At 40.3% G+C, this 25,650-nt stretch carries 22 protein-coding genes; 2 read left to right on the top strand and 20 right to left on the bottom strand.

Annotation, left to right across the window (positions count from 1 at the left end; translation table 11 throughout):
* The 4 genes from ABIN22_RS02765 to ABIN22_RS02750 form a co-directional block, all read right to left on the bottom strand.
* Positions 1-948: a glycosyltransferase family 2 protein gene (locus ABIN22_RS02765; RefSeq protein WP_346906424.1), complete on the bottom strand. Its 948-nt coding sequence runs from the start codon at positions 946-948 to the stop codon at positions 1-3.
* An 11-nt stretch (positions 949-959) separates the two neighbouring features.
* Positions 960-2,159 carry an LCP family protein gene (locus ABIN22_RS02760; RefSeq protein WP_118619030.1) on the bottom strand — a complete coding sequence of 400 codons (1,200 nt, stop codon included), beginning with the start codon at positions 2,157-2,159 and terminating at the stop codon, positions 960-962.
* A 25-nt stretch (positions 2,160-2,184) separates the two neighbouring features.
* A complete protein-coding gene (locus tag ABIN22_RS02755; RefSeq protein ID WP_109729422.1) occupies positions 2,185-3,588 on the bottom strand; it encodes an undecaprenyl-phosphate glucose phosphotransferase in 1,404 nt (467 codons plus the stop codon).
* A 209-nt stretch (positions 3,589-3,797) separates the two neighbouring features.
* Positions 3,798-5,333 (bottom strand): glucosyltransferase domain-containing protein, encoded by a 1,536-nt coding sequence (locus ABIN22_RS02750; RefSeq protein ID WP_346906422.1) that lies wholly within the window; start codon positions 5,331-5,333, stop codon positions 3,798-3,800.
* A 237-nt stretch (positions 5,334-5,570) separates the two neighbouring features.
* Here ABIN22_RS02750 and ABIN22_RS02745 point away from each other — a divergent pair, with 237 nt between their 5' ends.
* The gene (locus ABIN22_RS02745) at positions 5,571-6,551 is read left to right on the top strand and encodes a glycosyltransferase family 2 protein (protein ID WP_346906420.1); all 981 of its coding nucleotides are present in this window, start codon (positions 5,571-5,573) and stop codon (positions 6,549-6,551) included.
* Positions 6,552-6,601: 50 nt separating this feature from the next.
* Here the strand turns inward: ABIN22_RS02745 and ABIN22_RS02740 are convergent, their stop codons facing one another.
* From ABIN22_RS02740 to ABIN22_RS02705, 8 genes are all read right to left on the bottom strand, one after another.
* Positions 6,602-9,055 carry a glycosyltransferase family 2 protein gene (locus ABIN22_RS02740; protein WP_346906418.1) on the bottom strand — a complete coding sequence of 818 codons (2,454 nt, stop codon included), beginning with the start codon at positions 9,053-9,055 and terminating at the stop codon, positions 6,602-6,604.
* A gap of 9 nt (positions 9,056-9,064) precedes the next feature.
* Entirely contained in the window at positions 9,065-9,667 is a 603-nt protein-coding gene (locus ABIN22_RS02735) for a hypothetical protein (RefSeq protein ID WP_346906416.1), read from the bottom strand.
* 17 nt (positions 9,668-9,684) lie between these two features.
* Complete coding sequence (locus ABIN22_RS02730; protein WP_346906414.1) at positions 9,685-10,419, bottom strand: ABC transporter ATP-binding protein; 735 nt, start codon at positions 10,417-10,419, stop codon at positions 9,685-9,687.
* Between the two features lie 10 nt (positions 10,420-10,429).
* Entirely contained in the window at positions 10,430-11,206 is a 777-nt protein-coding gene (locus ABIN22_RS02725) for an ABC transporter permease (RefSeq protein WP_109729428.1), read from the bottom strand.
* A 93-nt stretch (positions 11,207-11,299) separates the two neighbouring features.
* Positions 11,300-13,189: a hypothetical protein gene (locus tag ABIN22_RS02720; protein WP_509909728.1), complete on the bottom strand. Its 1,890-nt coding sequence runs from the start codon at positions 13,187-13,189 to the stop codon at positions 11,300-11,302.
* Positions 13,190-13,230: 41 nt separating this feature from the next.
* Complete coding sequence (locus ABIN22_RS02715; protein WP_109729430.1) at positions 13,231-13,581, bottom strand: DUF2304 domain-containing protein; 351 nt, start codon at positions 13,579-13,581, stop codon at positions 13,231-13,233.
* 3 nt (positions 13,582-13,584) lie between these two features.
* Positions 13,585-14,277 (bottom strand): glycosyltransferase family 2 protein, encoded by a 693-nt coding sequence (locus tag ABIN22_RS02710; protein ID WP_118619050.1) that lies wholly within the window; start codon positions 14,275-14,277, stop codon positions 13,585-13,587.
* A gap of 1 nt (position 14,278) precedes the next feature.
* Positions 14,279-15,430, bottom strand: coding sequence for a glycosyltransferase family 4 protein (locus ABIN22_RS02705; protein ID WP_346906410.1), 1,152 nt, complete (start codon positions 15,428-15,430; stop codon positions 14,279-14,281).
* Between the two features lie 272 nt (positions 15,431-15,702).
* Between ABIN22_RS02705 and ABIN22_RS02700 the strand changes: the two genes are divergently transcribed.
* A complete protein-coding gene (locus ABIN22_RS02700) occupies positions 15,703-16,845 on the top strand; it encodes a CDP-glycerol glycerophosphotransferase family protein (RefSeq protein WP_346906408.1) in 1,143 nt (380 codons plus the stop codon).
* An 88-nt stretch (positions 16,846-16,933) separates the two neighbouring features.
* On the opposite strand, the gene ABIN22_RS02695 is transcribed toward ABIN22_RS02700, so the two are convergent.
* From ABIN22_RS02695 to ABIN22_RS02660, 8 genes are read right to left on the bottom strand one after another with little or no spacing between them, the layout of a single operon-like run.
* Positions 16,934-17,956 (bottom strand): acyltransferase family protein, encoded by a 1,023-nt coding sequence (locus tag ABIN22_RS02695; protein WP_346906406.1) that lies wholly within the window; start codon positions 17,954-17,956, stop codon positions 16,934-16,936.
* 23 nt (positions 17,957-17,979) lie between these two features.
* The gene (locus tag ABIN22_RS02690; protein WP_118619058.1) at positions 17,980-19,026 is read right to left on the bottom strand and encodes a glycosyltransferase; all 1,047 of its coding nucleotides are present in this window, start codon (positions 19,024-19,026) and stop codon (positions 17,980-17,982) included.
* A 19-nt stretch (positions 19,027-19,045) separates the two neighbouring features.
* A complete protein-coding gene (locus tag ABIN22_RS02685) occupies positions 19,046-20,116 on the bottom strand; it encodes a glycosyltransferase (protein WP_118619060.1) in 1,071 nt (356 codons plus the stop codon).
* Positions 20,117-20,127: 11 nt separating this feature from the next.
* Positions 20,128-21,216 carry an NAD-dependent epimerase/dehydratase family protein gene (locus ABIN22_RS02680; RefSeq protein ID WP_346906404.1) on the bottom strand — a complete coding sequence of 363 codons (1,089 nt, stop codon included), beginning with the start codon at positions 21,214-21,216 and terminating at the stop codon, positions 20,128-20,130.
* 13 nt (positions 21,217-21,229) lie between these two features.
* Positions 21,230-22,099 carry a glycosyltransferase gene (locus tag ABIN22_RS02675; protein ID WP_118619064.1) on the bottom strand — a complete coding sequence of 290 codons (870 nt, stop codon included), beginning with the start codon at positions 22,097-22,099 and terminating at the stop codon, positions 21,230-21,232.
* An 11-nt stretch (positions 22,100-22,110) separates the two neighbouring features.
* Positions 22,111-23,295 carry a nucleotide sugar dehydrogenase gene (locus ABIN22_RS02670; protein WP_346906402.1) on the bottom strand — a complete coding sequence of 395 codons (1,185 nt, stop codon included), beginning with the start codon at positions 23,293-23,295 and terminating at the stop codon, positions 22,111-22,113.
* Positions 23,296-23,321: 26 nt separating this feature from the next.
* Complete coding sequence (locus ABIN22_RS02665; protein ID WP_346906400.1) at positions 23,322-24,782, bottom strand: flippase; 1,461 nt, start codon at positions 24,780-24,782, stop codon at positions 23,322-23,324.
* A gap of 6 nt (positions 24,783-24,788) precedes the next feature.
* Entirely contained in the window at positions 24,789-25,637 is an 849-nt protein-coding gene (locus ABIN22_RS02660; RefSeq protein WP_346906398.1) for a LicD family protein, read from the bottom strand.
* Positions 25,638-25,650 lie beyond the last annotated feature (13 nt).

Raw genomic sequence — 25,650 nt, 5'->3', positions numbered from 1 at the left:
TCAATCACATTTTTGTGATTCTTTGTTCACATCTATCCAATATTTAGGATTTGAAGAGCATCTTAGTACAAGGTTTTGTGGCAGTTTTTTGTAATTCTTTCCAAGAAGAAAACCCAGATATTTGAAAGCACTCTTAATTATAAGCTTCACAATAAGCCACGGTTTCCCGATTCTAACCAGATAAGACGCAGACATACTGACCAGCTTTATCCCTTCACTTTCTGATCTTACCCCTTGAAATACATCCGGATAATCAGCCTGGGAGACGGCCAGGTCAAAATTCCGCTTCATTTGTTGTATACACGTATAATTATGAGAATGTATTACTTCCGCTTCTGCAACATAAGCACATCTGTATCCCAGCTTCAGCATACGCGCTGCCATGATCATATCTTCATTAAAGATTGCCTTCTTCACAAAACCGCCCGCTTCCTCATAATAGGCTCTCCTATATGCGGCACAGACATTTGAACAGAAGTACGCTTTTATTCCCATTTTTTCAATAGAACTGCTGTCTTTTATAAAACTTTTGACCGGATAATTAAAGCTTCTTGTATAACGTTCGATCACATCGCATTTATCATCCGGCAGCTGTCTCGCATAGGCACATCCAATGGTTTCATCATCGAATACTGCAATGAGGTTTTCAATCAGCTTATTATCTTTCGGTACTGCATCCTGTGTCATACAAACAACAATCTCTGCGTCCGACATACCAACAGCCATGTTTCTGGTGGCGCCGTGGTCAAACTCCCGGCTGCTTATTTCCCTGACAAGAATCTTTGGATCGAGTCCCACTGTCTCCCACGGGAACGGGCCCGCCTTCGTGTTGATCACTATAATCTTCTGAATCGGATAAGACTGTCTTAACAGCCGCTGAATCAGCAGGTCGAACTTTCCACCCGGCTTATATGCAGGGATTATAATATCTACTGTTTTTAATTTCATATTTTCTTCTGTTACCATTGAGCATCCCCATCTGTATAGGTACTGTCCTGATAATTTTCTTCTGAGCCATCGTCTGAATATCCATTATCAACATAGCCGCTGTCATCCGTATAACTGCCGTCATCTACGGGAGTCTCATAATCACTGCCGCTGATTCCCGAGAGGTAGGCAACATCGTTATCGATTTCCTTTACTTTATCGGAAACCTGGTAATCCTTTTCGCCGAATAAGAACTCGTGCAGTTGTTTGACATTGTCAGCAGCACCAATCGCAACAACAAATGACCCTTCCAGTCCGATCACTGAATCAGGTGTAGCAACATCAAACGGATATCCGCTCATCTCCCCGATCTGATACTGGACTGCACTGGCCGCCATGCCAAGAAGGTCATTGGCTGACAGATTCGTCGATACCTGTGGGAATATCTGATCAATAATCTTATTTAGTGTAGATATATTTGCCGTCTTGGCTTTATTAGCTACCTGTTCCAGAACCAGACGCTGTCGTTCCGTACGCTTGAAATCACTGCCTTCTGTTTTACGGATTCGGGCATAGGCAACAGCCTGTATACCATCCAGTGTCTGCTTTCCGGGCTTTGTCAGTTCTGTTGTTTCCCTTCCAACCACTCTTGAGGTCTCTGTACAATATCCATTCGTCCAAAACACCTCTTCGTCTGTCAATTCCAGTTCTATGCCTCCGAGCAGATCAATCACATCAGCCAAAGCATTAAAATTAACACTCATATATTTCTTTATATCCAGATCAAAATTACGGTTCAGAAGTGAAATTGCCTCTTCAGGCCCTCCATAAGAATAAGCCGCATTTGCCTTGTCATAAGTCCCATCAGCCTGCTGCGTCAGCGTATCCCTGTACACAGAAACAACTTTTACCTCTTTTGTCTTGTTATTGATACTGGCGATCATAATTGCATCGCTGCGCACACCCCCGTCCAGCTCTCCTTCTCTGGAATCGAGGCCGAAAAGAGCAATATTGGTAAATTCACCTGTATCTTGATATATCTCCAGGTTATCCTCATTAATTGTCTTATAATCCAGTTTGTCCAGTTTTGACATAGCATATGCCGCCGCGCCCAAAACCCCGAGCAGAATGATTTCCACCACCAGAAGTACAATTCTTCTTCTGAGTTTCTTCTTATGTAACAAAGCACGCTGCTGCTTTGTCATTTTCACTTTGGATTTCTTTCTTGCCATATTATATCCCCTTATTTACTCGCTCTTAATAAGCATTCTTATTCACAAATCCTTTGAATATTGTCAGGAATAAGATTTTAAAATCAAAACCAATCGTCCAGTTCTCAATATAGTATAGGTCATACTCGATACGCTTCTTTATAGAAGTGTCCCCACGATATCCGTTCACCTGTGCCCATCCGGTTAAGCCGGGACGCACCTGATGCTTTACCATATATCTCGGGATCTCTTCTTTAAATTTCTCAACAAACAAAGGCCTCTCCGGTCTGGGACCGACAAGGCTCATGTCGCCTGTTAATACGTTCCACAATTGGGGAAGTTCATCTATACTCGTCTTTCTGATAAACCTGCCAATTCTTGTAACCCTCGGATCATCTTTTGTCGTCCATTTATTTTTTTCCTTATCAGCGTCCTGTACAACCATTGAGCGGAATTTGTACATTGAGAATGGCCTGTTCTGAAGCCCCACTCTCTCCTGCTTGAAGATAAGCGGTCCCGGAGATGTCACTTTTATCGCTGCTGCCGTGAACAGCATGACCGGTGAAAATAAGATCAGTGCACACACAGCCCCGCAGATATCCATTGCTCTTTTCAGGACTTTATTAACCGTACTGTTTAACGGGACATGCCTGATATTAATAACAGGAAGTCCCAGTAAATCTTCTGTATAAGGTTTCGTCGGAATAATGTTATTATAGTCAGGAATAAACTTTGTATGCACACCGGACTTTTCACACATATTCACGATATACTCCAATTTATGGTACTCATCTAACCCCAGAGTGATAGCTATCTCATCTACTCTGTTCTGAGGAAGTATAATAAGAAGGTTATCAATGCTCCCAATTACTTTCACACCCTTGTACTCCATCCCTCTGGGCTGATGGTCGTCAAGGATTCCTCTTACAGAATATCCCCATTCCGGATTAGCCGCAATGCGGTCGATATACTGCTCCGCTGCACGGCTGTATCCTACCAGAATCATGTGTTTCTGGTTGTACCCGTTGCGCCTGATTTTACGTAAGAAGTAACGGATCAGATTCCGGGCCAGAACTTCCAGAAATACGTTCACAACGAAGAACACAAAAATCATCAGTCTTGAAAAGTTAGGCTCATTCGTCACATATAAAATTAAAATGAAACTCATCAGGCCTATGACATTGGCCTGTGTTATATGCCACGCTTCCAGCCGTCTTCCCTGCACCCGTTTGGGGGTATACAGCAAAAATACTGCATACAGCACCAAATATCCCGGTACAATATAAATAAGTGCCTGCATATATACTTCCAGAGGGAGATACCATGCATCCAATTCAAAGAACCCGCTCCTGAACCGTAAGTACCATGCAATCACATACGAAATCATTACAATAAAACCGTCTACAATGACCTGTATCCGGTTAAAATACTTCTGATTATCCTTAATCAACAAATTCACCCGCTTTTCTAACGTCTATATTTGTTTTTTATATTGTCGTCATTCATCTAACATATTTATTATATCCTGCATTATCTGTTATATGATACAATACTTTTTTCAAAAGGACAAGCAAAATCTACCAGACGCTTAACATTCTCTTAATATTTTCGTAATATAGGAACACAATATACGGCAGGAATCGTGGTCCCTGTTCACCTTCATTTTCTCTCCACCTGATTAATTGTATACCACTTTTCACTCGGTTCAGAAAAGAATACAATGATGGACTCTTCTGTCTCTGCAATGCTTCCCTCCTGCGGCCAGATATTCATCCTGCTTTTTAGTTCCAAGGCTGACTGAATGACAGATGGTTCCGGTGCTGTTACGCGGTAGCCTTCTGTCTTCATAAAATTGCACATCCTTGCAATATTGCCGTCATCCCATGCAAATACAGAACTTCCAACAGTATCCGAAACAGGCAGGCCCACTTCATCCATATCTTCCATTCCTAAAAAGACAACGGGTTTGCTGTGATAATCATATCCAAGTTTTTTGATATCATACATAACCTGATTTGCTACGGTTCTGTCATGTTCATATGCGACATTTGCAGAATAAAACAGCATATTCATATTCTTTGCATTTAAAAACAGCAGATACGCCGCGGCTGCAATACCAGCCTTTTTTAAGTTTTCCCGCTTTATACATATAAGCATCATATATAATTCTGCTGCCCCTGCAAGGGACAGTCCCAGAAGTACACGGCCGTGGGTCTTATAAGTTCCTAATGCCAGAAACAATGCGAACGGGGCTGCTGTAAGGACAAAAGCATAGAATAGAACTCCTGCCTTTCTTGCAGTGCCCTTTTCTTTTACCAGTTGCCATATAACGAAGATAAGGAAGGCAAGTGTGACAATTCTGATCACTTCACCTCCATATATCGTTTCCCCGGCAACCGGCACTGCAAATGATACTCTTGCAATATTGGCAACAGCCATAAACAGAGCCTTTAATATCCCGCCTTCCTCAAACCAGCCGACATAGTTATCCGTCAGATAACTGGAGGTCCCGACAGCTTTCATTAATATGATATGTACACCATAGTAAATCCCTATCCCAAGAAGGCAGAGCAACGCCCAGGAGCAGATACGGTATACCAGATGGTCTTCCTTCTCCAGATATGCCTTGAAACAATATACGGCCACTGCCGTGATATAGACACAGATATATGCCTGATATACGGCAAACGCATAGACTAAAAACAAAAGCGCAGCCACCCACACCCTTTTTCCCCCGCCTTGCGCTGCCCGGACACTATATAGAAATGCAGCAGCCACACTCAGCATCCCCAGAGCGATCTGGAAGCTGAACATGGAAAACGAGAACATCTCCCCCAATACAAACGGCAGTGAACACAAATATGCCTGAAAGAAAAACAACGGGACTTTCTTCACCTTGTCTCCAAACAGAGTATAGCTGAACAGAACCCCCGCCGCATTCCATGACAGGATAGCCAGTATGTCCCACATAACCGGGGCATAACGCCCCTGATCCATAGAAAGGAAATTAAAAATATCAATACCCCACCGTCCCTGGACTAGCCACATGGCAAACGGCTTTTCAATCTGGATCCATGTTTCCTCATCAATCGAGATCCCCGGTTTAACCAGCATGTAACAAAAACAAAGCAGCGAAAACAGACATGCTGATAAAAATACTTTTTTATAATTTTTTATGTACTCTTTTATATTCATCTTTTTCTCCTGCGTTTTCTTAAGAACTTGAATCATTGTACCATAAATACTAAACTCGTGTAATACCTCGTTAAGTATTTAGGTGTATGTCTTACTAGGCTCGAAAGTACCTCGCCAAGTGCGAGCATTATACCATATTGGGCACCGCAATTCAAGATAACCCCGAGTCTGTAATTGCATACCACCCCGTTCTCTGATATAATAAGCAGATATTATAGAAACCGAGGATATACACTCATGGAAGTTACTATCGTTATTCCGAATTATAATGGAAAGCATTTTATGAAGCCTTGTCTGGATTCTTTAGCCTGCCAGACATTCACTGATTTTAAGGTTTTGGTTGTTGATAACGCCTCTACTGACGGCAGTCCTGACTATATGAAAGAACATTATCCGGATATAGAGGTCATAGCCCTGAACAAAAATTACGGGTTCAGCAGGGCTGTCAATGAAGGAATCCGCCATGCGGACACCCCATATGTCATCCTGCTGAATAATGACACCACTGTCGATGCCCATTACGTAGGGGAATTGGTGAGGGCCATCCGGCGCTCACCCCGCATCTTTTCGGTCAGCAGTAAGATGGTACAGATGTACCACCCGGATCTGATCGACAGCGCCGGGGACCTGTATACCCTGATCGGCTGGGGAATCTGCCGGGGGAGCGGGCGCCCGGTCACAAACTACACGGAACCGTCCGTAATCTTTACCGCCTGCGCCGGTGCTGCCATCTACAGGAGGTCCGTATTTGATAAGATCGGCTATTTTGATGAAAACCACTTTGCCTATCTGGAAGATATCGATATCGGCTACCGTGCCAGAATTTACGGCTACCGTAATATTTATTCCCCGACAGCACTTGTTTATCATGTTGGAAGCGGGACAAGCGGCTCCAAGTATAATTCCTTCAAAGTAAAATTATCCGCCCGCAACAGTGTCTGGCTGAATTACAAAAACATGCCGTTTTTACAGCTGTTGCTTAACATTCTGCCTCTGGCGGCCGGTTATTGTATCAAATACCTCTTTTTCTTAAAGACAGGGTTTGGGAAAGATTACCGGGAAGGAATTTCAGAAGGTCTTCAGACATTAAAAAAGCAGAAAAAGGTTCCTTTCCGTTTTCTGCATCTGCCGAACTACTTTATGATAGAACTGGAATTGATCATAAATACATTCTCCTATGCCAGAGACTGGTTTACGCGAAAGCTTTTCAGGAAATAAGAAGGACAGGATGACTCGCTATCGGAGTCATCCTGTCCTTCTTTTCAATTCTACCGCATATGCACGTTAATGCTAAAATCGTTCTTATCCAATGTCAGGTTCGGACTATAGTATGGATCTCCTTTTTCCAGAAAGTCGGCCCATCTTTTCGAAAACAGTTCGATCTCTGAGTTAAATCTCCTCACTTTTTCATCCGTATCCTCATATCCTCTGGACTTGGATTCATAATGCTTTAATTCTGCATAAGGAGTATAGACGATCAGATATCCAGCCTTTCGTATCTTCAGGCAAAAATCAACGTCATTAAATGCTACAGCAAATTTCTCATCAAAACCGCCAACTTCTTCAAATACCTTCCGTTTCACCAACATACAGGCAGCTGTTACAGCGCTGTAATCCTGTGCAGTCACGATTCTTCTGAAATATCCCGGATCATCCTGATCATATCCGACAAATGCGTGACCGGCAATACCACCAAGCCCTACTATGACACCTGCATGCTGTATGGTATTGTCTTCGTAGTACAGCCTTGCTCCCACTGCCCCGACATCCTCACGCATACAATATCCCATCATTTCTTCTATACAATCTTCCACCAGAATCTCCGTATCATTATTTAAGAAAAGGATATAGTCACCGTTTGCATGTTCTACGCCAAAGTTATTGATCAGCGGATAGTTAAAACCTTCTTTATCCCATTTAACGACCTTTGCCTTCGGGTACTTACTTTCCAGTTTCTCGTAATATACAAATGTCTCTGGATCCGTGCTGTTGTTTTCAACAATAATGTACTCAATATTCGTATATTTGTTTTTTTCTTCCAATGAACGAATACATTTGTCCAGATCCTCCGTATGATCTTTATTAGGTATCACTACGGAAACAAGGGGGGAGTCTTTCAAAATATACCTGGTGCGGTACAGCCCGTCATATGGCGTCATCTTCACTTCTGCCTGTATTCCGGTTCTGTCATAATGAGCCTGAATCGCCTTCGCTCCGGCTCTGAATGCATACTTCTTACTTTCCGGATTCTCGGCCGTTGAATTCTTATGCGCGCGCCAGTGATATAAGATCTTTGGTATATGCCGGATGTTGTCTGTCTGCTCTACACAACGTAATACAAAATCATAATCCTGTGCCCCGTCAAACTCATGATTCAGCATACCTGCCTTCTCATATATCTCCCGTTTTACTATAAACAGATGGCAAATATAATTTGCACTCCTAAGCATGTCGATATTGAAGTCTGTCTTAAAATGTGGCATGAAATGTTCTTTTCCCTTCATGTCCACTTTGTCTTCGTCTGTATATAGAATTTCTATATTTTGATCCTTATTCAATTCAGATACACATTCATACAGTGCATTTTGGGCCAGCAGGTCATCATGATCCGCAAATGCAATATAGTCACCTGTGGAAATCTCCAGTGCTGCATTTGTATTATCTGAAATATGAAGGGATTTGTTATGATAAACCACCTTAATTCGCTTATCCTCTTTTTCATAAGTCTTCAGCAAATTCTTAATTGGTGAATCACTCCCGCTGCCGTCTGAAAGACATAATTCCCAATTGGAATATGTCTGCTCTTTTACAGATTCTATCATCTCTTTGAGATAGTTTTCAGGTGTCTTGTATAATGGGACAACAATTGAAATCTTTGGCATATAGGAGAATTTTTTTCTCTTCTGCTCTGCTAGAGCCGCTTTTGAAGGAGTCTGTGCCTTATACCATTCTCTGTAACTGATATTATCACGCTTTGTAATCTTCCCAAGAATCTTCTTAATTGTAGACCCTGCCCCATATTGATGGTAATAGCCTTTTGCCTTCTCAAATCCCTTCTTAAGCCCAGCCCCCTTTTTCTCTAAGGCTGACATACGCAGTGGCATAACATAATCTGTCTTCTTTGAGTCTGACTGAAGATGTACTCTTACTTTCTTGGGCACTTCACCTTTATAAGATGCAGTAAATCCTACGACATCTTCCTCTTCAACTTCTGGATAGAGCCGAAGTACATCACTGCGTCTTTTAGAAACCATTGTAACTGGATATTGCTTCCCATCCATGTCATAAAAACCAATCTTTACATGATCCGTGTCAATGTACCAGCCAGAAATGCTAAACCCACTTTCTGTAACGATTCCTTTGTCAATGTACTTCGGGAGCTTTCCTTCAATCCTCTTCAGCCGATCAATTGTGAGCATACAGGAAACATCTCTTTTGGTGCCATAGTCATTAATAACCCGCAATTTTTTCGCTGCTTTCCAGTCCTTTGGAAGATCCACCCAAAGATAATACTGCTTCGTTATGAGCTTTCCATCTTTGCTGCGCAGTTCGCTCATAAACATATCCCTTTCTTCTATATCAACCCGCAGCCTTTTTTTATCCAACAGTACATATAATTTATTATCATTCTTCAGATTATTCCAGAACCACCCCATAATCAGTAGTTTATTTTTATGTTTCGCATGAAATCTACATGCAGTGACTGCAAATCTGTTCTTCATTTTAACTCCTTACTTAAATAATTTATACAGTACCTTTATAAATCCAGTGACAAATGCTACAAATCCCAACAATACAATAAATGTCTCCAGATCAAATCTATGACTTAACGTTCTAGCCACCAAAGTCCCCTGACTCTTTTGATCCTTTATGAACAAAGTATCCTGCCTGTTTTCTGCCGGGTCCACATAAAAACTAATTCCATTGTTTTCATCGGTACCGGTTGCTTTCAGAATAATCGTATATTCTCTTCCCTTTGTACCGCTTATACGTTGAAATTTATACTTATTGAACTTATTGTTTTTTATTTCCGTTCCCTGTATTGTACCACCTATAATCTCATTCGTCCCATTATCCTGCACAGCATATTCCAAAGCAACATTTTCCGCGCTGCCAACGATGGTCGATTTCAGATTGATACCATCCAGTATTTCTTCTTCACACACAAATGTCTGGGTGATGAGATCTCCCTCCAGCAGTACCCCTGTACTTACATAATCCTCAGATGGAGTATCCGTGTCATACAAATACCTGTTCTTATCAATATGTGCGTATAAAAAAACCAATATTGTAATTACGACAAATAAAACGGCCATTTTTATCTTTTTCTTCATTTTACGTGTTCCTTTACTTATGATTCCGCATAAATTTTACAGATTTCCTCAGCATCCCCAAACATTTTCAAATGACCTTTTTCAAGCCATACTATCCTGTTGCATATACTCAGCACCTGTTCCAGACTATGAGATACAAATAAAATCGTAGTGCCGTGATCCCGCATCTTTTGAATGCGGTCCGCACATTTTTCCTGAAAACGGAAATCACCAACCGATAATACCTCATCCACAATCAGGATATCCGGTGTCCCGATGGTTGCTATTGCAAATGCAAGCCTGGATACCATACCAGATGAGAAATTCTTAACGGGAACATCCATAAATTCAGCAAGCTCAGAAAATGCTACAATATCATCATACTGCTCTTCCATCTGAGAACGTCTGTATCCAAGAAGCGCACCATTCAGGAATACATTTTCTCTTGCTGTTAAATCCATATCAAATCCGGCACCAAGTTCAATCAATGGAGCAATATTCCCATTCACTGACACTTTACCCTCCGTAGGCTTGAGAACACCGGCGATTGTCTTGAGCATTGTACTCTTCCCACTACCGTTCAAACCAATCAGGCCAAGAGACTCTCCTTTCTTTACTTCAAAAGAAACGTCCTTCAGAGCCCAGAACTCATCGTAACTAACCTGTCTTTTAATACTCTTAATCACATATTCTTTGAAACTGTCAAATTTTTCTGAAGACAGATTGAATTTCATAGATACATGTTCGGCTTTTACAATTGTATCATTTTCCATATCACAGCTCCTATAAATTTAAAATAAACTCATCCTGATTCTTATAAAACACGTAAACGCCCAGTAAAAGCGCTGCTGCTACTTCTGCCAGTCCAATCAAAAATGATGACAGAGACGGCAGTGTATTTCCCATCATAAGATCACGGAACATAATCAGATAATTGGTCAGCGGATTGATCATTACAATGATTTTGATTTTCTCCGGCAGGATGGACATCGGATAGATGACAGGTGTCAGGTACATCAGGCCAGTTGTAAATACAGAATACAGATGTATAATGTCCCTGAACTTAACAGTTAACGCCGCCAGTATCAGTCCAACCCCCAGTGAAAAACCTACCACCATCATAAGAGGTATGACAGATAAAAATGCAGTATAATGCAGTTCTGCACGTGTTGCCACCATAACAAGTAAAAGAGCCGTGAACGATGCCAACAGATTTATAAAACTAGATACAACTCTTGATAATACAAACAAATATTTCGGGACATACACTTTCTTAATCAGCGATGCGCTGCTGATGATTGATGACATCGAACTGGTTGTCGAATCATTAAAGAAGTTAAATATAACCTGTCCGCTCAATACATACAATGGAAAATTTTCCACATCAAACTTAAAAATGTTCGAAAAAACAATAGACAGAATGATCATCATACACAGTGGATTCAATAAAGTCCACAATACTCCAAGTACGGACCGCCTGTACTTTATCTTTATATCTCTCGCCACCAGCTCTGACAGCAATGGCTGAAATTTCAAAAAATTCTTAATATAACCTGACACAATAATCCTCCCTGCCCATCGACAAAATATCCTGATATAGTATAGCATTGCAGTTTGAAAATAGCAAGGATAAAGGCAATATCCGGGGCGGTGCTATCTATACCATATATAATACGGCCCCTCCTCTATTTCCGAGTACAATACATATCCCATGTCTTCCAGCCATTCTGTACACGCCTCATTCTGGCTGACAATGCAGTTCACACCAGCCGCATCCGCCTGCTCCTTAAATGCTTCACTGCTCTCCTCGTTTGGATCCGACGAAAACTGCATATATTTCTCCTGCTCAAATGATGCTGCCGGAGAACCGTTATTAACCGGAAAACGTTCCACCGCAGAAACCGAAACAATATCCGGGGCATAGGTCCTGATCATAACTGAAAGACCATGCATGGCTCCATTCGGGTAAACCCAGTTTGGCGTTACCACATACAATTTCTCTCCTGACTCCTTTGTCAGTTTTTCCAGTTCTTCTCCCAATTTTATTGTAGATTCAGGCATAAAATATTTATTACCCAATATTACTTTAATGCTATTTTTCACATCGGTTTCCGCTACCGGATCTCCGGGCACAAGTGTATCTCCGGTTTTATTAAACCCGTAAGGAATTCCTGCCATAAGAATCATTCCAATAACAAGATATCCAGCTTTAATGAATCTTTCTTTTGCCTTCAGCTTTAAAAAAACCACACACAAATATATGGAGCTCAGGATGATAAGCGTATATATCCACGTTGTCCATGCCCGCCCGGAAACAAAGCGATATACAGATGCCTGTTCAAAAATATCATTCACTTGCGGGATTATCATGCATGCCGCAATCAGTATCATAACCCCGTTTATTTTGTTTATCACCCGTTCTTTTAACAGGAAACTGCCGAGGAAGATAACCAGACTGACAACCACCACAGGGGAATGCAGGCTTTGCCGAACATCTGCATATAGTGTCTCCTGACATCCTGCCGAGCCCGGCAGAATAAAGCCAGCCACACAATAAAGCAGCAGTACAGCCACTGCAAAAACTTTTTCTTTTTTTCCATAGTTCATCAAAAGGCTTACAATAAAATAAGAAATCGCAGTAACGATGAGAACCGGCAAAACAATCGTAGTTTTTGAAATCATGACAAGAGAGATTGCTGCAACACTTAGGATCATCTTTAAATTGATCCGGGAAACTTCTGTAAAATAGAACAGCAATAGGATAATCCCAAGCATTTTGGGCATAGTTGCGCCCAAAAACATTCCTGTATTGAAATGAAAGGTGTCACGAAGCGGCAGTATATTGTATGAAAACAGAAAAATATAGTACATTCCAAATAACAGTGTAATCAATACAGAAAATTGAATAAGTGAGGATTTTATCTTCACATTTAATTTCGTTAGTATATTTTCGGCGAAGCCTTTTACAACGTTTAGAAATAGGAAGTAATAAAAGACAGACTGAAAAAGTCTTAAAAAAAGTGCGGGATTTACTCCCAGCAGCTTCACATAAACGGATGCCTCCAATTCCCATGTATTCAGAATGTAAGAATCAAAGCCGCACCTTTCTACCCCTACCGCATAATTCGATGCATAGCCAGTTGTTGTGTATGGTAGAGTCGCCACTTTAGTAATATAATAACCATCATCCAAATGATTTCCAAGCCAGAACCCTCTAAAATAAAAAAACAGCATTACTGTAAAAGCTGCCAGTATCACATAGAGAATCCAATTTTCTCTTATATAAAGCCCTAATTTAACGCGAAATAATTCTGCATCCTTTTTTTTACGGACGTATATAATATATCCGCACAATACAACCCATATTACAGCCATACAGCCTGCAAATACAATCCAGGGAAGGTTTAAAAACTGTACAATAAGCCCACAGACAGCAACAGGAAAGCTATAAACCAGATATCCGGTTGTCAGGAAATGTGACTCACTTTTCTTCTCTCCTGCAGCAGCTTTTCCCAATAGTACTAAAAATACAGTGAATAACATCCAAAATATAAAACAAACGATATATTCTTTCATGGCATTTTCTATTCCTTCTCCGCATCCTTATCAATCTTACGGTCTATTGCAATCTGCTGTGCAAGCGCATCCACTTTGTTCTCTAATTGTGATATCTGTATTGTCATGAAAAACATCTTAACAATCAGCACAAAGATAATCACAAGAAATACCATGCTGATTGGAGACTGGAATCCGATCAGGCCGGATATTCTGTAAAAGACCTTAGGAAATATCCCCATCAAAACAAGAAGCGTTGAGAAGGCTATCCAAAATATGGTATACTCAATTTTAAGTTTCGACTGACGAATTCTTTTCAGCATAAAAACGAGCATCAATATTGCACTGATAATCAATAGTATTCTAATTAAAAAAGTCATAATCTAACCTCTTTTCCTAAAATTCTGCACGAACAGAATAGATATCAACATCTTCAGCATATACTTCGCAGATCCCGTCAAATTCAAATAACTCTCTCCGAATTGTCTTTCTTCCATTTTTACCTGAACCTCTGAAATCTTCGCTCCGTTCTTCAGAAGATAGGAAACTGTATCCGGTTCCGGCCCATAATTCAGATTCTGTGCAAACTCTTTTATCATTGGGCGTGAGAACATTCTCATACCTGAAGTTGGATCTGAAACCCTCACTTTTGTTGTCATTTTAATAGCAACTGTCAGGATCTTGCTGCCGGCCATCCGCAAACTTTTCCCCTTCTTCTGATTTAAAAAGCGAGATCCAATCACAATATCATATCCTTCTTTTATTCGATCCAACATAGCCTTGATAAACTCAGGCCTATGCTGTCCATCAGCATCAAACTGTATTGCATACTGGTAGCCCTTCACATAAGCATATTTAAGTCCCGCCTGAAATGCACCTGCCAGTCCCAGATTGGTAGGCAAATCTAAAAGCTCATATCCCTTTTCCCTGCAGATTTCTGCTGTTCTGTCTTTAGAACCATCGTTTACAACGACATAATCATACTCTGAATAATTATTTGTAATATAAGTCACTACACTTTCTATATTCTCTTCCTCATTGTACGCAGGTATCACGATCAACAATTCATTCTGCATCTTAAATCCCTTTCTTTGCTTTTGTTATTTCTTCCACCTCTCTGGCACGGTCATCCCAGGTAAATCTATCTAATACTTTATTATAACTCTTTTCCACTGCACCCAGCCTCATCTTTGGATCTCCCAGAACCTTGTCGATAGAAGATTTCAAAACATCAGCGCTCTGTCCCTTCGGAATTATGGTACCATATTCCAGACTTGTTATCAGCTCTTTTGACCCTCCGGCCGTTGTCGTTATAATATAACATTTACAAATCGCCGCCTCGAGAACAGATGTTGGAAATCCTTCTGGATAATCTGTTGGGAGGCAAAAAATCATGGCTTCCTTCATGAGCTTTAATACCTCCTCATGTTTCAGCCTTCCAAGATATATGCAGTGACTATTCTTAGCTTTAGAAAGTTTCTCGTACAATTCCCCGTCACCCGCAACAACCAGATACAGGTCAGGATACTTGTCCTCCAATTTTGAAACTGCTTCTACTAGTTTTTCAATCCCTTTTTCTTTTAACAGTCTTCCCGCAAATAAAATAATCTGTGCTTTGTTTGGAATATTATATTGTTCATAAATATTTTGTGGTTCCATTTTGCAGACAGATTCTTCTACTGAATTATATAAGACACCTTCTGCTGTAATCCCAAAATGCAGCAGCCATTCATTGCAGGCCTGTGACACTCCCATAAAACTGCATTGTGAACGCTTTATGACCGATGTCATGATATGTTCGTATAGTTCAAACCCCTTGTTCACGATTCCCTTCCCGAAGTCAAGATGGGCCGTTGAGTGATCTAATAAAATGCAGGGTATCCTTTTCTTTGCTGCGTATTTTGCACCAAACAGTGATAAGGGGTAATATCTCGTCTGTACAATCACTAAGTCAAACTGGCATTTTATGATATATTTATAAAAACTGCGAAAATGACTGTTGTAATTTATAAGAGGCAGTCTCCCATTACAAGTCTGAAAACTAGGAAGCTTAATCAGCCTGATTCCTTCTTCCATTACATTCTCAACTTTTTTCCCTTCTCCGCAAGTAATAACAGTGACAAAATCCCCTCTCTTTACCAAAGCCTTTGCGAGACATTTTGTATATATTTCAACACCGCCCAGTTTAGGCAGGTAATTCGCTGTAAAAAAACAATATTTTCTGGACATGCTACATTCCTTTCCTGACTCAGACATATAGATCAGACATGGTTTATCTTATCATTTGTGGTCGATTTTTTCTACCCCTTTTTGTAATTACCGCTTAAATGTGTCTTTTTAAAAACACAATTGCCATGAAATAATTTCTCAAATATTTGAGAATTCCTTTGAACATATGGTATGATAGGCGTATAATTTTATCGTTACTTAAGCCTCACTGAAACCACGAAGGGCACGACAATACACTATAATTCAGATACCGTTCAGAAAGGAAATCATAAATGTCCGATTATTTACAAACTATCATAGCATGTCTTCTGCGCCATCTTCTTAAAATACTCTCCGTTGGCAGGCAGCATGCTAAAAGGGTGGTCTTCTTCAGCTACTTTGGGTCGCAGTACTCATGCAACCCCAAATACATCTGTGAATACATGCTGGAGCATGCTCCTGATTATGAAATCGTATGGGCTTTTGTACAGCCTGAAAAATTCTTATTTTTGGAAGAAAAAGGGATTAAAGTTACAAAGTACCTTTCCCTTCCCTTTTTAAGAATCTGCCTGACTTCCAGATATATTATTACAAACTCTGAGATACCAGCATGGTTCCCGCTCACCGGAAAACAGACGCTGATCAACACATGGCATGGCGGAGGCGCTTACAAAAAAGTCGGAGCCGCCTACCAGAAGGAAACTTCCGGCAAGCAGAGACGGGCCGCAATAGCACGTAAAAACCCCTGCATCTATCTCTCGAGTTCAAAAGCCTTCACTGAAATGACCTTGAAAGAAAGCTTTCAGCATACCGGAAAAGTTCTCTCCTTCGGCATGCCGAGAAATGATATGCTTGTACGGCAGGACCGTGATGACCTGTACATGAAAATCAAAGATTTCTATCATATTCCTGCTGAAAACCACATCCTTTTATATGCCCCGACTTACCGGGATTCAAAAAAGGCTTCCGAATATCTGTTTGACTGTCCAAAAGTAAAACAGGCCTTGAGCAGGCGCTTCGGGGGCAGCTGGTCAGTCCTTTACCGGATGCATTATTTTGTCATGAACCAGCTTCCGGAATCTGACGATTATATCGACGCATCCGGATATCCTGACATGCAGGAATTGTTATATGCTTCTGATGTCCTGATTACAGATTATTCCTCCTCCTTGTGGGACTTTTCTTTAAAGAAGGGACCGTGCTTCCTTTTTGCAACAGATCTGGACCACTATGACCTTTCCAGGGGATTCTACACGGATATCCATACATGGCCTTTCCCCCTCTCAGAGAATACCGAGGAACTGACTGCAGCCATAGAACATTTTGATGAAAGTCAGTATCTGGCTGATATCCAAAAACATCTTGACGGTCTGGGAAATCAGGAATCCGGAAAGTCAGCGGAAAAGGTTTTTGAATATTTACAAAGTAATCAATAACATGAATGGGGAGCGCAGCAAAATGCCGTGCTCCCCGTAATTTATTAAAAATAATATTCTTACATGAAATAATCTCCATGCAAGTATCTTACTTTGATCCAAATTTTATTTTATCAATCAATGAATGAGCAAGCATACTGAGGACGATGCTCAGAGCAATCGTTATACAGGGTATTACAATAGAATACAAAGGGGATGAAACCTTACCATCTTCTTGTATATAATATTCATAAACAGACCTCAAAAATATATGGATCAAATATAATTCCAATGAGCAGGCTCCAAACTTGCTCAAAAGACGATTGAGCCAGCCACAATCCAACAGCCATAGGATCACCGCTGACAGAAGGCAGCAAATGAATCCGATTGGCAGATATGCCGTTCTAAATATGCCAGGAATACTTACCATACGGCTTATTACAATTACAATGGCAATGGTTCCGATCACTGCGGCTGCACTCCCCAGAAACTGCATCCTGCTGAACTTGTGCCCCTCCATCACCCAGACAGCCAAAAGACTTCCAAGAATAAAACTGCTGATACGCCAAAACGCAATCTCTGTTAAAGCAAAGTAGGATGGATTCACCGCATAAATTAATAGCGGCAAAATCAAACTCAAAGCCATCAGTGCAGCCTTCTTATAAGCTTCTTTCCCCTTCAGGAATCCTTTGAAAATAAAAGGATAGACTGCATACAAAATAAGTATCAGAGCTATGTACCATACCTTTCGGTCCCCACTTTTCCAAAAAGCAATAAGACTGTAGTCTAAAAAGAATTTAACAATATCTCTTTTCACCCAGATATCCTGCCAGATCCAATAAGGAAGAGAGATTATCAAATACGGAACCAACACACGTAATGCTCTTTTAGAATAAAATTCTTTTATATTTTCATTTTTCGTCATAGAAAAGAATAAGCCAATTCCTGACACAAGCAGGAACATTTCTACTCCGGTCATCCCCCGTTTAGTTATAAAACTAACAAGAGGTATTGAATGAAATAATTCGGACCAATGAAAGAGCATAATCCAGATTATTGCAATACCCATAATCTGGCTTCTGTATGAACTCAGTATTTTCCAACTCAATTCACTTCGTTGTTTAATTTTCATAAATACTTCCTCTGTTTATGTGCTTATTTATGAATCAGCTTATATAACTTATTCACCCAAAATAAGCACCGTACTTTTTTTCTCTTTATCAATGTCCAGAATACTTTTGTCTGAAACGGTACACCACTCATATCAATTCTGGAGAATGCATCTGCATAAATTTCGTTGCTAATCATTTCTTCCAATTCCTGACGTTTCTCCTTCCGGGACTTTGGATTATTCTCATGAAAGCAGTCATTCTCCATAGCAGTTACTAAGAGGGATGCACACTTTCTGTAATATGCCTGATAAAAATAATCTGGTTTCTGATATTCTTTGATAAATCTTAATATATGTTTCAAAATCCGGGTCAGATATATGATTGCTCCATCTGTATACTTGTGTACTGCCGAGGCATCGTTCAGTCGGTAATGATATAGGTACGCATCAATATAAAGTACTCTATCTGCCCTCTCAAATGCATAAAGATTGAATATCGTATCCTGCCCCCTTCTCAATTCCGGCTCATACTTGAGCTGATTATCAATGAGCCACTGCCTTCTATATCCTTTGCACCATGTAGTTCCAAACGTTGCAAACTCCGGTATAAAATCAGCAGCCTTCCTGTAAATACTCTGCAGCTGCAGCTGTTCCTTTTCTTTCCCTTCAAAAATCTTCCTTTTACAATTCCAGAAAGGATTCTTTTTTTCTTCTTTCTGACTATTTAAAAAAGAAGCAAAGACACATATCTGAATGTCCCTGTTCTGGTCAAACTCCTCTTTCAGTGTTCTGCACATATGAGGTTCGACCCAGTCATCTGCATCCACAAATGTTATAATTGGAGCTGAAGCATGCAGAATTCCATTATTCCTTGCCACCGAAACCCCCGCATTTAACTGCGTCAGGTATAGAATACGCGATTCCTTTTTAGCATAATCCCGGCAGAGTTCTTTACATTCTTCTGTTGTCCCGTCATCCACGATTATAATCTGAATATCTTCAAGGCTCTGATTCCTCAGGCTTTCTATACATTTACGCAGATATTCCTTATCCACCCGGTAAACCGGGATCACAACACTAACCTGTGCCATATTTTTCCCCTTTGTAACCTTATGATTTCCTTTTTAATAAACTCCGCAGTGCCCTTTCCAACTTCACATCAGCAAACAGGACACCATACATATGTGCTTTTAATAACATGAGGCGCAGACGGGTAACAGAAATCCGCATTCCGGTTAATTTCATCTGTTTTATAGATGTTGCATATGGTTCTTCTGAAACCATATGTTTAAACTGCTTTAATCTGGTTCTCTCATCAGTCAGATTATTCTGTGGATGGAGATAATACTTTCCAATCAAAAACCATGCTATATATGCTGTCCGCATGTAATAAGTATTCCTGTATCTCGGGTTATCCTTTATTTTTGGTTCCATCAGATAATATTTTTTTAATATTCTGTTAGAAGTATCCACATTTTCCGGGAAAAATGTATGGGTAGTAGATTCAGAATGCAGCCTGTAATGATACATCGGGCGATTTAGATAAGCAAAGGACTTAATATGCATATGATATGAATAGTTAAACAGCTTATCTTCTCCCTGCTTCAGCGTATTGTCAAATAGCAGATGATTATCTATAATGATATCTCTACGATACAGATGACATGTTGTACTTTCCAGGGTCTGTATCCTGATTTCACCCTTTTTAACGGAAATTGTGCGTAAAAAATTAAGGTTTATCTCCTCTAAAAGAACCGGATCCTTTACTATAAGATCCTTTCCGTAATTCTTTCTTATGATTTCACGGCCTGGGGGATTTAAATATGTATTCCAGACCATCATATCGACCTGCTCCCTGTCTGCAATCTGGACCGCTTTTTCAAAAGCGTCTTTTTCAATCCAGTCATCCGGATCAACGAATGCGATCCAATAACCGGACGCTGCCTGAATTCCATTGTTTCTCACATTAGATAATCCCTGGTTTTCCTGATGAATCACCTTGATTCTTTCGTCTTTCCCCGCATAACTATCACAGATTTCCCCACAATTATCAGGTGATCCGTCATCAATGAGAATGAACTCCAGATTTTTATAAGTCTGCTCCAACAGGCTTTCCATACATTCATGCAGATACTCTTCTGCGATCTTATATATAGGTACAATAACACTTATCTTATTCATACTTCATACCTCTATTTATCTTTTGGCATATCATAGATCATTCTCTGATATGCCTCAATCATATCTACTTCCGGACTCCAACCCAGCGCCCTCATCTTTTCACCACTCAGCCTCATCTTCACAGCAGGAGCATAACCGTAGGTCAGTGCCGATTCCGGAATATCAAATTTTACACTGATATTTCCGTCACATATTTCTTCCGCCACCAGTCTGGCCATCTCTCTGATCTGCATGTGGGAATTTTCATTCACAATATTGTATGGTTCCCCATTATTACCACTGTAACCCAATATAAGAAGAGCTTTTAAGACATCCCTGATATAACAGTAGTTTCCCTCGGATGTGCCTTCGGTATGGAGTATGATATCTTCTCTATTGATAGCACTTCTGGCAAACTGAACATAAACCCTGTTGTCACTCTCTAAAATTCCAGCACCAAATGTCTGTGCAAGCCGTGCCGATCTCACTGGCACCCCGTACTCGGCGGCAAATGCCGTACAAAGGCACTCACATACTCTCTTTCCTTCTGAATAACTGCTTCTGACATTTTCTATATCGATATATCCCAGATCTTTTTCCGTCACTTCTTTTAAAGATACATCTGGTATACCATATACTTCCATTGACGAAACATAAACCATCCCTTTCACATGCTTCTCTCTTGCCAGTTCCAGCATATGAAGGGTACCCTGATACGAAGTCTCCAGTGTACACACCGGATGTTCCACCATCATTTTTGATGCAGTTACGCTTACCGTATGAAAAATATAATCAATCCGGCCCTCGTAACAGACTGGCTTTGTAATATCATCAATGTATATCTCCAATTCTGTTCTTTTTAAAAGATCCCCGAAAAGTTTTGAAGCTTTATTTTCATCTCTTACAGCGGCCACAATATGGATATCCAGATGCTTTTTACGGTTCCCGCACAGAAAACATCTGACCAGAGATGAACCAATCAACCCTGTTGCGCCGGTAATAAACACCGTACTCCCCTGATACTTCTCAAACGAAATATCACTTTCCATAATAAGTTCAAGATCCTCCTGCTGCATGGATCCCTCACTGCATTCTCCTTTTAATTCAAAATGCTGCTTCATATCTCTGCTCCTTCTAGTGTTTTTCATATTCGCTGTAAACATCTAATAAAATATTCAAAGACTTGATATGGTTGTCTAACTCAAAGAGGGCTTTCTGCTTTTCCGTCTTCCTAAACTGATCGGTTGCAGCATCCTCTTCATGGAACACGGTAATCTCAGGCTGGTAAACAGTAACCATATTGTTCTCCAGCATATGTTTATAAAGAATTGCTTCTTCCCGGAAAAGGAACGTCCTATCATCCAGACCGTCAAAACGCTCGGTATATTTTTCTGAGAACACGAGAAAACAGCCATGAAGCTGAACGTTCTTACACCCCTGAATATAATTTTTAGCAGCCCTTTTTCTTTCTGTTCCTTTCAAAAGCTGTAATATCTTATTTCTCATTCCCATTAGATGGTATTTATACAGAAATTGCCTGCGCTTATAAATCTGAATATCTTTTATGATTGCATCCTTTGTCATAGGTGTCGTCCTGATCGGATTAATGTCACACCTTCCATCTGCTGTCATTATAAGCGGACCCGATACCGCAAATCCACTTTTCTTAAATTCTGCGTCAAGTTTGTGTAACAGTTCCTTTTCCAACAGATAGACATCATTATTCAAGAGCACTATATATCTCGGATTCCAACGCTTTTTCGCATATAAGAAACCGACATTATTTCCTTTCGCAAATCCCAGATTTTCTGCGTTGAGAATAACGGTTATTCCCGCCTGCCGGCTATAATAATCCTTAAGCACCGCACCACTTCCGTTGGCTGAGGCATTATCAACGATTATAATCTGATAACTCTCTGTATCTATATTCTCAGTTATATAATCCACACATTTTCTGGTTTCATCAATTGCCAGATAATGCAATATCACAAATACTATATCCATGATGTCTGCTCCTAATCCCGGTAAAAGATATCTCTTGTATATACTTTTTCTTTCACACTATCCAGTATCTTATCATATCGGTTTGCGATAATGACATCGGCTGTTTCCTTGAATTTTTCCAGATCCTGAATGACCTCAGAATGATAAAATTCCTTTTCCTTAATTGTGGGTTCATATACAACTACCCGTATACCTTCCCCTTTAAGCCGTTTCATAACCCCCTGGATAGAAGACTGCCTGAAGTTATCTGAATCAGCTTTCATTGTAAGTCTGTAAACCCCCACAGTGTGTGGATTTCTCTTCATGATCTGTGAAGCAATAAAATCTTTTCTTGTACGGTTTGCCTCCACTATAGCCCCCATAATATCATTCGGTACATCATTATAATTAGCAAGGAGCTGTTTTGTATCTTTTGGGAGACAATAACCGCCATATCCAAATGAAGGATTATTGTAATGATTGCCAATACGCGGATCAAGACCTATTCCTTCGATAATCTGCCTTGTATCAAGCCCCTTCGATTCTGCATATGTATCCAGCTCATTAAAATATGCAACTCTCAGGGCAAGGTACGTATTTGCAAAAAGTTTGACTGCCTCTGCTTCCGTTGTATCTGTAATGAGCACCGGTATCTCTTCCTTGATTGCACCTTCCTTTAATAGTCCTGCGAATTCTTTCGCTTTTTCATGAAGCAGCACATTTCCTTTTGGAACTCCCACTACAATTCGTGAAGGATACAGATTATCATACAAAGCACGCCCTTCCCTTAAAAATTCAGGAGAGAACAGGAAATTATGCTCCCCATATTTCTCAATTAGCTTACTGGTATAACCGACAGGAATTGTTGATTTTATTACGATAGTAGTCTCTGGATTCTCTTCTAGTACCTGCGTGATCACAGCCTCTACTGAAGAAGTGTCAAAATAATTTTTTTCAGGGTCATAATTCGTAGGGGTTGCAATGATAATATAGTCAGCACTTTTCAGTGCCTCTTTGAGGTCTGTTCCGGCATTCAGGTTCAGCTGTCTGTGTTCCAGATAATCTTCTATCTCGATATCCTGAATCGGGGACTTCCGCCTGTTAACGAGCTCAACCCTTGTTTCTGAAATATCATATGCAAAAACCTTATGATGCTGAGACAATAATACTGCATTTGAAAGACCTACATAACCAATTCCGGCAACTATAATATTCATTTTTTACCTCCTCATTTGCAAAAAAACTATCTTCTTTTTAATTTACTGAATAATTTATTTTTGTATTCATTTATATATGGATCCCTTATAAGCAGCAGGATCAAAAAATAGCCGCACAAACAAACTGCCATAGTGACGATGAGACGGACAATCTGATCCTGAAACAACCTGTTAACGCCCCACCTTGCGGCGAAAAACCAGATACTGGCCCCCAGATAAACCGGTAACCTTGTATAGAGGGATTTCATTCCCATTATATTTCCGGCATGTTTTGTTAAAACCAGAAATACCACTGTCTCTGACAGCAGTGTTGCTATAGATGCCCCTGTAACACCTGCGAGTGGTATCAATACAGCATTTGCAACCAGATTAAAAACCGCCCCCGATGAAGTAGAGATCAATACTTCTTTATCTTTCTTGTAAGGCGTACATATCTGATACGCGAGCACTCTGTTAATCGCACCCACAATGACCTTCGCAGACAAAATTTTTGCCGCCAGTGTACCAGCCAGAAATTCTTTTCCACTAAATAATAGAATTAAAATATCACTAGTGCATATCATACCAATTGATGCCGGCACAGATATCATGAGAAGGACATCCATCGAGGATTTCAACAGTTTTTCATATTCCTTTTTCAATCCATTCCCGATATAATAAGAAACCCTCGGCAGTATCGTTGAGGATATCGTTCCAATCAGGGTACTAACCACTGAATTTATCTTAACCGCCGCTGTATAAATACCAACAGCAGAGTCCCCTTTCATCGCCCCAAGCATAGTCGTATCCATTGTCATATATATACTGGATGCCAGACTTGTACCAAAAATCAGAATAATCGGTTTTAAGTGCTTTTTATACTCCAGAACCTGCCTATTTCTCCAGTCGACAAACTTTCTTGAATGCCACAGATTCAGAATAGCCGAACCACCTGAAGAAATCACCGTCAGCGCGGCATACCAGTAATAATCATCTTTACTCCTGACAAGCATGAAGAGCAGTATCAATGATACGAATTGAAATAAAACAGCCCGCTTCGTAATATATGCATATTCTTCCTTTATAATGAAAAGCCACTCCATACCTATTGTAGTAAAAACGATGCCTGCGCTGGAGATAACCATCAGCGTCTTATATCCATGAAGGATAGGAAGCTTTAGAAATATAATCAGTAAAGAATAAGAAATTATTGTTGTAAATAAATTAATATTGAGAATTTCTCTTGAAAACTTATTGAATTTCTCTCTATCATCCCGGATACGGGCGCCTTCCCTCACTGCATAAGTACTGATCCCCAGCGAAGCAAGCAGGGCAAAATAAGATATAATTGAACTGGCATAGCTTACCTTTCCTATACCGGCGGATCCAAGAATTCTAGATGCATAAGGAAATGTTATTAAAGGGAACAAAACGCTCATCAGCGTTTTAATCCCGTTGGCTATTAAATTAAATGTAATTGATTTCTGACGCATACTCTTCTTCTCCATACAGACTTATTCTTCTCCGAAGTCGATAATGTATGGTCTGTGATTCACGCGCTTATCCTCTGGTGGCATCTGCATATAGTCCCCGAAAATTCTGGTCAGCAGCTGGTCAGTATTCTTGGGAATATATACTGTAAAGTCCATAAATGGCATCTTCTTCATAGGATAAACATCACTCTTCTTCATCGCATTCAGCCAGGGTTTCGGTGTTTCAAACGCGGCATAACATTCCGTATGCCTTTTATTATACCGCTGTGATTCTTTCTGGAACCGGCGGTAAACTTTTAACGGTGTGATATGCAGCATTCTCAGTCCAAGCCGAACCATACTGCAGATGAATTCCGACGCCTTCTTTTTGATTCCCTTATAAGGAATAAATGGGATTCCTTTTCCACTCAGGTACAACAGACGCCCTAAAAACCATGTCATAAAAAACTGATATTTCCTTGCTATCGCTCCATCCGCAAGATGATCATAAACGAAGATATCAATATTAATACCTGGCGTATAATCACAATTTTTCACATCTCTTGAGACAAACTTTGTTCCTTTTTTCTGAAAATGTGTAACCGTACATGCATAATTATGATTCGTCTCACAAGTTAGGAATTCGTATTTACTGCCAAGTTCCTCCTTAGCCGCTTTTGTAAAGCGGGGCAGGTCCTCTCTGAAGATTCCAATATCAATATCATCATCCCACGGGATAAAGCCCTGATGGCGTACTACACCAAGTGCACTTCCAAATATGATAAATGTATCAATCACATGTCTATCGCATAAATCCAGAACATCCCTTAATATATCCGCCTGAGTCTGCTGAACTCTTTTTAATGTTTCCTGATCATAAAATTCTTCCATAAATTACCACCAC

Source organism: Faecalicatena orotica (assembly GCF_905197545.1).
Classification (GTDB): Bacteria; Bacillota; Clostridia; order Lachnospirales; family Lachnospiraceae; genus Faecalicatena_A; species Faecalicatena_A orotica.
The sequence above is the reverse complement of the archived record's forward strand: the minus strand, read 5'-3'. Positions and strand labels throughout refer to the sequence as shown.